Genomic DNA, 10,096 nt, shown 5'->3' on the forward strand with positions numbered 1-10,096 from the left:
CGAACATCATCGCCATCTGCCAGCTTCAGTTCAATCTCACGCAGCAGCTTCAGAAAGTCTTCGTCCGAGTATCACTTCCGAGCCATCTCTTGTTCCCCCTTCTAGTCAAAAGTAGTGGCCCAACTTTAGGGGGCAATGACACTCCGGTTGGCCGGATCCCAAAATCGCGAAATTGCTTAAGACAGTGATGAAAGGTTTTCTATGTCATTTGAAACTGTTAAATAGCGTCAGTTCATATCCTTCAGGCAGCAAAGAACCTCAAGTTGCCGCAACTTTGTGAAGGCGCTACCGGTTCGGAACGCTTGTTCTCCATATTCAATCCTTAGTGTCTCAACGATACGATTGGGCCATTCAAGCGAGGTGAAATTTTTTGGTTACAAAACCCTTCGGATCCGGAACTAGTCGCACGATCTGCAAAAATATCCTACTTTCTTCGCTGCTGAATCGCACTCTTCAAATACTTCCAAGGGTAACGTTTCGCGTGTCGAAGCTCTTTACGCAACTGTTCAACTTCGTTGGAGCAGTCGCCTTCAGAACCCTTGACTGCTTGGGTTGCCTCTTCATTTAGCTTTGATTGTATAGCGAGCGATTTTGCCGTGGGTAGAAGGCCAGTGGACGAAATGCTTTTTCTGGCAACCCAAACAAACGCCTTGTTCGACAGCTTTGCTTCAAGAAGTTGGATCTGCTTTTCAGTCATATACCCTTCAATAACTACAAGGTCATCACTCTCCGCAACCCCCTTAGAGAGTAACGATATGTAAGCTTCTGTTAGACCATTTGCATCAATACCGTCATATGTAGGACCAAGGCTGTTGGGATCAGTCGATTCCTTTATAAACTTCTCTAAAGGAGTGTGAACACACTCGGAAACTGCAATTCGCGAGATGAAATGATCAAGGGAAATGACTTTTTTTGCTGCCGGATACAATAGACCGGCGAGGTCAGATTTGCCGACTTGGGTTTGGCCACTCACGATTATCACAGATGGTATTCGGCGTTTGCAGTGGAAAACCACCCGCGGGATAGGATCCGTACCGACAAGCTCTGCATGCGACACCATTCTATAGCTGAAGCCAGCCTTGCCGAGCATTTCCTCAATTAAAGGCAGGGTTGGATACCAATTCCCGCCGTCGTGCCGCAGGCTGTACACCATTTCCTTACGCGGCACTTCCTTTACCCCACATTCAAGAATGAAGGTTCCACCAAGTGTCAACTTGCTTGCAATACTCACAAGAACTGATTGTGGATCAAGCTCATAATGCATCGCTGATGTCCAAAGAATAAGGTCGAATGACCCTTCTGGAAGTTTATTCCAGCCTTGATGAAGATAGGTCACACGAGGATCAACATAAAACTCCTTGGCTCTACGTAAGAACTCTTCATCCATGTCAATGCCAATGACCCTGTTTGCGTTTCGCTTTAGAGCTTGATTACAAAAGAAACCCTCGTTGCAGCCAATATCTAGTACTGCTTTTCCAGTTAAGTCATCTGGCATCTTTAGGCGACTGAGCTTGTGGGCAGAATCTGTTTGGCCCTTTGGACCATTTTCATGGGTTTGGTGTGTTGTCAATTTCGAGATCCCTCAGAGCTTCCGTCTTCCTAAAAGTTAAGCGCATATTTTTATGCGCCGCAATTGTGAGTGCGATTTACCAAGGCCAGCGTCCGCTCGCAACTAAATTCAAAACTATCGATCTTCGCGTCATTAACGACTAAAACAAGCTACCTAAGGTTGAAATGTATCACGTTTGGATCACGCCGGTCCGCAGACCTGGAGAAACGTTTCCGGGTGCGTTGGGAAATCAACGAGCCGCTTAGCAACAGTCCTTTGAGGATCTTGTACTCGAACAGATTTAACAATAGTTTATGTGGTCGTTTCTGTGAGAAGAGTACTTTTTCTCTCAACAAGGAAACTTCAAGACGCAATTCCTCGATTATTGAATCTTTGCCGCAAAGCTTCTTTTCCAAAAATCCATTTGCTACGTTTAGATCATTTATGCGCTCATCAATAGCAGCAATTTGGGTAGCTGCATGGTGTCGTTCTCGCATAGCAGCACCTGCACACTCGAAGAAATCCAGCACTACTTTACGCAGATCGTTCTGTTTTGAAAATCTCGCAAGATCTTGAAGATTATCCGATATCTCACTGCCCCAGAATAACACGCCCAAACCATGTCCATGCCGAAAATTGAGTGCGAGGCGGTTCGCTGAGACTTCGGCCCAATATCGATAGACTCCGAAATCTCGCTCCCGAACCTCTGTGTCGTGAAAAAGCACCACAGCCGAAGTTGAAAGCTTGGGAATCCATTGCTCGAAGTCTTCTTTCACATCTTCGTAGAAATGGCGACCATCTACGTGCAAAAGGTCAATGCTGTTATCTTCAAACGTCGCAACGGCCTCGGCGAAGGTTGACTTGTGGAGGCTGGCAAATTGCTCGTAAGCTGCGTTGTGTTTCGAAACACTATTGTAAACCTCTGCTCCATAGCGACCCGCATGTTCGTCGCCCTCCCACGTATCAATCGCATGGCAACTGGTGTTTAATTTGGCCTGGACTGTCGCCTCGCACATAGCGAAAAATGAGTAACCAAAATGAGTTCCAAGCTCAACAATCGTTTGCGGCTGCATCTTCTGCACAAGCCACATTACGAATGGTCCATGCTCCAACCAGGCAGTGACCGGGGGCACATAATTCGGAAACGGAACCCGGGTTCCAAGAAACTTTACGTTTTCGTTCATATAAGCACCCACCGTTTGTGTAAGCAAAAGCTATCAAACGGAACAGCTATTGTCTGCTGAGAGGTAGTCGCGGCAATCTTGAAGGAACTTTTCTTGCAGAGCAACGGATTTTTGAGAGACATCCACGCGGCTCTTGACCAGCTCATGAATCTCCGCGATCTCAGATAGATGTTTGTCGACTTTAAGCGCATGTGTGACGCTTTGAGAATGCCTGCGGTGTCCGTTTAGCGCTTGTGGATCCCAAACTACTTTTCCTCCGGCAGCACACATTTCTACATAGATTCTCCAGTCCCCTGCGACAGAATAGTTCTTGAGTTCGTCTCCAAGAACATTCATCGCATCTATCAATGCTTGTCTTCGAAAGAGAACACCGGATACATTCAGTAAAACATTTTTAACGCTCAAAAACTTAGCGAGGAATTCTTGACCATCCATTGCGAAGGCACGATGAAACCCTTCCGGTTCTTCAGCTCCTATGTAAGGAATGTAACTCTCCCCGACCCTCTCGCCGGAAGCGTTCAAGATCCAGCTGTCGCAAAAGCCAAGATCAGCTCCGTACTTTTGCATGTTTGCAACCAGTTTCTCAAGAAATTCGGGAGCTGCCTCATCATCTGCTTCTGCGATCCATAAGAATTCGCCACGTGCCAATGTTGCGCCCTTTTGCCATTGTTGGAAAGGACTGCCTGAGTTCTCTTGATTTAGGATCAAATCAACTTTCCGACCACGGCAACGAGACGTACTTCTCACTACCTCAACACTCTCGTCGGTTGAAGCATCATCAAGAACCAACGTCTCAAAAACCGGGTAAGTCTGGTCAAAGATAGAGGTCAATCGATCTGGAATATGTTGGGCGTAGTTGTAATTCGGCACAACTACGGTAACTCGCGCAAGACTTTGCTCGAACCGCTGCGCCAATGCAAAAGTATAGTTGTCGAAGCGATAGTGACTACGCACATGCTCACGTCGAGCCTCGGCCGCAAAATCGGCGGCCTCCCCCGACAAGCGCAGATGCGCTAAAATTGCTGCTTCGGCCTCGTCTGGCCTATCTGAAGGAACAAGTGTCCCATGTAGTTTGATAATGTCGTCGCACCCACCGCACCCTTGGAAGCCGACTACAGGTAGCCCCACCGCCAGCGCCTCTAACACCACAGAAGGAAAAGGGTCCTCTCTCGACGGAAGAAAGAACACATCCGACCCTACAAGGTAGCGATCAATATTTTCAATGTAACCCATGATGCGAATGCGATCAGCGAGACAGGATTTCTCAATCTCCGGAATAAGCCATTCCGACATCTTTAGTTCAACATCACCAAGCCAAAGAAACGCAATGTCGTCATGCGCGGAACAGAGTCTGAAGGCTGCTTCCACAAATCTGTCGAATCCCTTACGTAGATCACCAAAACCGACTCCGATAACCAAGCGTACGCTTTCCGCCAAGCCTAAGTATGCTCGCAGTCCGTCGTCCGTATCTTCCCTTTCGAGGAGTTCGTGTTTGTATAGACCCTGCGGCAATACCTCCGTTCGTCCCTTTGTTGAGGTTGACGTGAAACGCTGGAAGCCATCTCTTACCACATGAGCTGGGAACACAATCAAATCGGAATTTGCAGTGATCGCCTCTGCACTGCTTGCAAGATCGTAGGTTCGCAAAACTTTAGGAAGCTCATGAATCAATGATAGTACACTAAATCCTGAGGCTTTTAGGTGCTGAACATATCCACCGCTCACAGCCGTGTTTGTAAGTGCATATCGGTAGCCCTTGCTGGCCAGTAAACTTAGCGTTTCCCCGACAGCTGTACTATCGGTCATCGAGACCACGTGTGTCTCACCGATTTCTTGATATTGGGGCAACAAGGCACCCGAGCCTCCTAACAAAAAAGCAATGCTGATACCAAATTGCTCCGACATCGTGCGTCCGATGTGGATAGCAAGTGATTGTGCACCATGGGGAAGGGCGTCGTGTCCGACTATTAAGACCTTCATCGAATTAATTTTGGTCACCGGGTTAGTACTAGTTAACGCGCGTGACAACGCGTTTAGATAGGCTCCACCAAAGTGAACGTCGGGTTCAAGATAAGCACCCTCACACCACTCATTCCAAGCATTCACGCAAAAAATCGCTTCCCCGTGTACCTTATTTGCACGGGCGTACTCGATTGTATCGCGTGCCCAATTCTCGAATTTTGAGGGTGATGATCCATGAATTATCGTGCTTCGTCCAGGTCTCCTAGATTCGTTGTCCCAGTTGGGGGTGATCGTACGAATGAGCGGGAATTCAGATGGAGGTTCAGATCGCGCTTCAGCAACCATCCCGTCATAGCTTAAGATGCGCCCGCTGAAATCGTCGTCAAGCATGTTCAATGTCTTCGAGATGTCGGGTATGTCAGCTAACTTGTGCGGTGGAAACTCAATGGCACCGTCAAGCCCGTAACGCCTTGGGTCCAAATCGCCAAAGCTCTGCGCCATGTACAACAGGGGGTTGATACCGTGTTCGGATCGGAAGATCTCTCTCCAGCGAGCAATTCTCTTAAAGGCGTGGGGTATTTGCTCTACTCGGTATATGAAGAATAACGGGCGTCCGTCTAAGTGAATATAACGGGGATCGCGGAAGTGGCGAACTAGGTCGTCAATGAATTTTTCGTCGTCTTCTTCTTTATATGTTTGCTCTAATAGGACCTCTTTGTCATGACCGTCCCAGGTCCGGGTCCAGTTTTCGTTTGCCCACATAAGACAGAACGGAAAGTTTAGGGTAGCATCTTCCAAGAAACACTCCATGGGAGCCTCTAGAATTCGCTTCCCGTCGAACCAATAATGATAAAAACAGAAACCGTGTAACCCTGCTTCTTGCGCCAAGCGAACTTGAGATCTCATCACAGCGCTCGACGAAAGGTCGTAAAATCCAAAATCCCGTGGGATGCGCGGTTGAATGTGTCCTTCGAAACGGGGCATTCCGCGAACTAAATTGCGCCATTCCGTAAATCCACTACCCCAGAAACGATCGTTTTCCTCGATAGCGTGGAACTGGGGTAAATAATAAGCAATTGCCTTTGCTTTAATTTTTCGACCCGTTGCAATCGTTGGCTCCAAATCCTCAAAGTCTTTTCCAGGTTGAACAGCGGCTGCTTGTTCTTTGAATACTGTTGATTGGATGTTATAATTTTTCTGCAGTTTCGAGTGCGCAATTTTAATCCAAACGCTGCGCTTAGCAGCAGACCTGAAGAACCTTTTTCTCCGACGCTCTGAAAATAGCCAATCCAACTTTGACAAAAAGAGTAGCATTGCTGATCCGAGTTCTTTCAGACCCGCCTTTCGCGCCGAAAAGCTATCTTTGGCTAGCTGCTCGATTGGATCAACAATTTCCCCTGACGGGACTTTTAGAGACGAACCAATGGCTTCCTGTTGCAAGTACCCATTTTCTTCACTAGTCTCGACTTGTTTTTGAGGCAAATTTTGCTGTCGCCGTCTTTTGTTTTTGTTCAATGCTTCGTCCCACTTTCTGGATACCTTTAATCGTTTGTGCGGCATCCCGATGTCGCCCTCGGCTTATAACACTGTTCGAACATCTTTTTCTAACCCACTACCTCATTTTATGAACAACGCCAAGTCGATACTGATTATCCGGCACCCCCCAAGTCGCGTACCGTCTTTGAGACTCCCCGACTGAACTGGTCCACTGCTATTTTAGTGAACGGAGGACTAAGAATGGCAAACAAGCGACCAAGTTCGAAAGAGATTGTCTCAAAGTTAAGGCAGGTTGAGGTTCTGATGGGACAAGGAATGTCTCGTCTCGATGCGATCAGACGAATCGGTGTTGTTGAACAGACCTACGACCGCTGGCGTAAGCAATATGGCGGAATGGGTATTGATCTATTGAAAGAGCTGAAGCGGCTGCAGAAGGAGAACTTACAGCGAAGACGTGCCGTATCTTACCAGACGCTGGACAAGCTGATAATTATGTCCTAGCCCCCTAAATCTGTGTCACTACAGTTACCGCAGAATAGTTCGTCGCATATGTCGCTTGGTAATTTGTGATAAAGGCGGAGTCTTTGGATTCACACATTTATGTTCCTATTGGTTTTTTGGTCTGTGCACATGGGAGGCTACTTCAAGCGTTCTCGAATAGCTGACCTTATGTACTTCCAAGGGTAACGCTTGGCATGACGCAACTCCTTGTGCAGCTGCTTAATTTCCTTGGACAAATCGGCATCATGGATCTTAACAAATGAATCACGCTCTTCGTTTCGGCCCATTGGCTCAATGGTTTTGACTTTCTTTGACGCCCCATTTTGCGGTTGTACTGTTGCCATGTCCGGAAAGTCCTCCGAGAAAGCATAGGCCCGAATACCTGGGATTTGCCCGTACCATTTAAAGGGTTCCGATGCGATATCAATGAGCTCGTTAATTGCATCGTCAGGGTCTTCAATCTCAGAAACCGGACGTAAGAGGACCGGATTTCTCCTGAGCCATGAAAGGGTCGCCAAGCTTCGAAATGCGAGCGTCTCGTGGATGTCCGGTGCCCAGCCTCTCTCTTTCCAAGCCTCGAGAAGCGCATTCATCGGTTGGCAGTTAATATGATCCACGCCAGGTTGCCCGGGCTCTGCGACAGAAAACAAGATCATATCTGTGGCGTGAGTTGCAAGACTGTCGATAAATACTTGCGTCGCAGACGGATCGAGGTGTTCTAGGACCTCGATACACATGGTTAACTGGAACTTTTTCCCTAAATCCAAGGAGTCATGGAGATCTAATTTCTGATATTGTTCTGGGCTCAGAACCGTTGCTTCTGGCGAGATGCCGTCGACGCCGAGTATCTCTTCTACACCGAGGTCTTTTAACAGCCTCAAGTAAACTCCACTGCCACAGCCGACGTCCAGCACGGTGGCTGGTTTATACTTTCTCACTAAGTAGTCGAAAGGGGCGCGATCTAGAAACGGCTTTTCCAGGTGCCAAGTGTCTTCAAATACACCCAAAGATTTCTCTCCATCAGTCTGAGTTTCCAACACATCCTGTTTCAGGGCAATGACTGACGTCTCGACTTGCTCGCCAACTACATTATGCAACATAACCTTCGCCAGATTGCTCAGCGGCGATCCAAAGCGTCCATCGGAAACCTTGCGGAGGATTGGAAAGGGCAGCGCATCTTCAATTGAGTCCTCCTCCAATGTCACCTGCCGCTTGTCTTGCGCATATTCTAGTGCAGCAATGCTAACATCCTGCGCCGATAACTCCGGTGAGTCGTTTGTTATCCGTTCGAAAAGCTCGCCCCACTGAAACGCTTGACTTGAGTGTACGACATCTGGGTTGCGTGCAGCATTAGCAATCCATCCTACTAAAGCTTTACTTGTAAGTTGATCCGCGCTGCGAATTGGAATGTGGATTAGACCAATGTCCGTTAGATCAATCGACGGCACTTCGGCACCCGAAGTTGGATCAAATATGGAATGGGCACCTTGTCCCACCACTATTTCCGAGGTGCTTCCCCCTGCACGATAGACAGATTTGAAGTACTGCGGCAGTTCGCGTCGACGGCGTAGTTTGATCGCTTTCAGCGGGTCATCATGGTCACCATCGAGTATAGCGGGCTCTGGCAAAAAGGTCTTCCATCTGATCTTTCCCGTCGCACTTTTAGGGATTTTCGAGTACGCCGTTTCTAATTCCGCTCGGCCTCGGACCTCGAGAAATTCATCGGCGTCTAAGAAGGTAATGAATTCAGCACGATACGTACTTTGAATGAATCTCGTGGCCTTAGAGATGAAGCTGCCCTGATGATAAGCAAATTCAGGTCTGTCACAGAACACGACATTTCCAAGATCGCGCGCGCACTCATGAATAATCTCTCGGGTTCCATCCACGGAGCCATTATCGATCACGAATAGAGCATCGAAGAAACGGTGATTGTGACGCAAGAAAGGCTCAATAATATCGCGTTCGTTTTTCACCATAGAAATAGCAATCGACTTCATAGTTTTCTCACAGGTCAAATTCGATGTATTCGAAGTGCTCTTGCCGATCGCGAGATTTTTAATTGTTTCTCTAGCCGGCATTTTGGACATAGCAAAACGGTGATTGATGTACTCTAGCTCTTCTAAAACCTTCATTGCAGCCGGAGTAAAGTCTTTTGCTAACTCTTGGAGCTGAACTTCGTTTCTTGCTTTGGGTCGGATTCTAACAGCACTTTTTTCGAGCCAAAACTGCTCGTCATTTAGGCAGAGGAAATCAGCAATTCGCATTAGCGTGGCCCTCGGTTGAGCGACCAAGTCTTCATAGCGTACCTCGAGATAGCGATCATTTTCCAGATGCTGGGCGGCTTCGCGAGTTAACGCCACCCGTTTCGCCCAAAGGTCCGCCATGCGCGAAACGCTAAGTGTCGTCTCTTGAGCAGAATTGGTTGGCTTATAGTCGTGAGCTACGTCCGCCCAAGACAACCGCCCACTCGCAAGCAAAGCTTTATAACCGTCGTGCTGCATCATCGATCGCACCACTGCTCGTCCATCCCTAATCAGATGCAGAAAACGACACTCCGGCCATACTTGAGATAACTCGTAAATATGTACGCCATAGTCTGGGGTTTTGTCGGCATAGCGAGATTTCCCTTGTTGAGCCGCAAAATAATGGCCTAAGGCATCGCTGAATTCTTTTACTGTAAGTTGAGAAGGAGCGTTCGAAACCTGAAGAAACTTATCAACGTCGAATTCTTGCGTTGGCAGGCCGTTCGAATGATGTGTATGCCGCACAAAGTCGATAAGCTTGGCCCGCGAGCAGGTGCCGCTGCCAAATTCGGAAACCATTCTGGGCACCCATTGGGTCTCATTGATCACATGGATCTGGGGATGCGAGTCGAAGATTGCTTGCATCGCAGTTGTGCCGCATCGGCCCGACCCGACTATACAGAATTCCATGTTTTCTTTTTTCCCAGGAGCCCAAGTGAAATCGTCAAAACCATAAGTTAAAAGACTGTCGAAACCCAACCTCTAAAAAGACTCAGCAGCATTTTATAAGTTCACTATTCTGCGGTATGCGACCGCACCATCGCATCGCAGTCTTGGCGTGATTTGGTTCACGGTTCTTGGTGTACTTTTCAATTCGAGCGACAGGTCGATTATTTTTAACGCAATGGTTCACCAAGCACCAGCAAAGCTTCACTCTGCGGTGTGGGTTTATCGCTACAGCAACAGCGCAACTGAAACAGACGCGGCCCACTCATCTAACTGTCGCGTAGTTATCATATTCTGTGTTCAGTGCTAGCTTGTTGTCTCCAATATTGCCCATATCCAAACCATTTAAGCACGGTGAAGAACCCTACCATGGGTCTGTCTTTGCCCCGTAAAATTGGGCCACTACTTTGGTCGAGAGGGGGGAACAAGGG

4 protein-coding genes and 1 pseudogene are annotated in these 10,096 nt (G+C 47.9%); 1 reads left to right on the top strand and 4 read right to left on the bottom strand.

The genetic code is table 11. The annotated features are described in order from the left end of the window. Nucleotides 1-424: 424 nt before the first annotated feature. The 3 genes from GOV91_RS22210 to GOV91_RS22220 form a co-directional block, all read right to left on the bottom strand. Nucleotides 425-1,570 (bottom strand): bifunctional 2-polyprenyl-6-hydroxyphenol methylase/3-demethylubiquinol 3-O-methyltransferase UbiG, encoded by a 1,146-nt coding sequence (locus tag GOV91_RS22210; RefSeq protein ID WP_171237097.1) that lies wholly within the window; start codon nt 1,568-1,570, stop codon nt 425-427. Between the two features lie 149 nt (nt 1,571-1,719). Further along, nucleotides 1,720-2,733 (bottom strand): class I SAM-dependent methyltransferase, encoded by a 1,014-nt coding sequence (locus GOV91_RS22215; RefSeq protein ID WP_171237098.1) that lies wholly within the window; start codon nt 2,731-2,733, stop codon nt 1,720-1,722. Between the two features lie 33 nt (nt 2,734-2,766). Next, on the bottom strand, nt 2,767-6,255 hold the full coding sequence (locus tag GOV91_RS22220) for a glycoside hydrolase family 99-like domain-containing protein (protein WP_171237099.1): 3,489 nt from the start codon (nt 6,253-6,255) through the stop codon (nt 2,767-2,769). A 177-nt stretch (nt 6,256-6,432) separates the two neighbouring features. Between GOV91_RS22220 and GOV91_RS22225 the strand changes: the two are divergent. Continuing rightward, nucleotides 6,433-6,684, top strand: a pseudogene (locus tag GOV91_RS22225) (transposase); the annotation flags it as partial. Nucleotides 6,685-6,830: 146 nt separating this feature from the next. On the opposite strand, the gene GOV91_RS22230 reads toward GOV91_RS22225, so the two are convergent. Then, nucleotides 6,831-9,629, bottom strand: coding sequence for a sulfotransferase (locus tag GOV91_RS22230; protein ID WP_256369254.1), 2,799 nt, complete (start codon nt 9,627-9,629; stop codon nt 6,831-6,833). Nucleotides 9,630-10,096 lie beyond the last annotated feature (467 nt).

Source organism: Ruegeria sp. HKCCA6837 (assembly GCF_013034475.1).
In the GTDB taxonomy this organism is placed as follows: domain Bacteria; phylum Pseudomonadota; class Alphaproteobacteria; order Rhodobacterales; family Rhodobacteraceae; genus Ruegeria.

Excerpts from the sequence above, each read along its gene's own strand:
- GOV91_RS22230 (WP_256369254.1), bottom strand. The coding sequence starts at position 9,629 with ATGGAATTCTGTATAGTCGGGTCGGGCCGATGCGGCACAACTGCGATG.
- GOV91_RS22220 (WP_171237099.1), bottom strand. The coding sequence starts at position 6,255 with ATGCCGCACAAACGATTAAAGGTATCCAGAAAGTGGGACGAAGCATTG.
- GOV91_RS22215 (WP_171237098.1), bottom strand. The coding sequence starts at position 2,733 with ATGAACGAAAACGTAAAGTTTCTTGGAACCCGGGTTCCGTTTCCGAAT.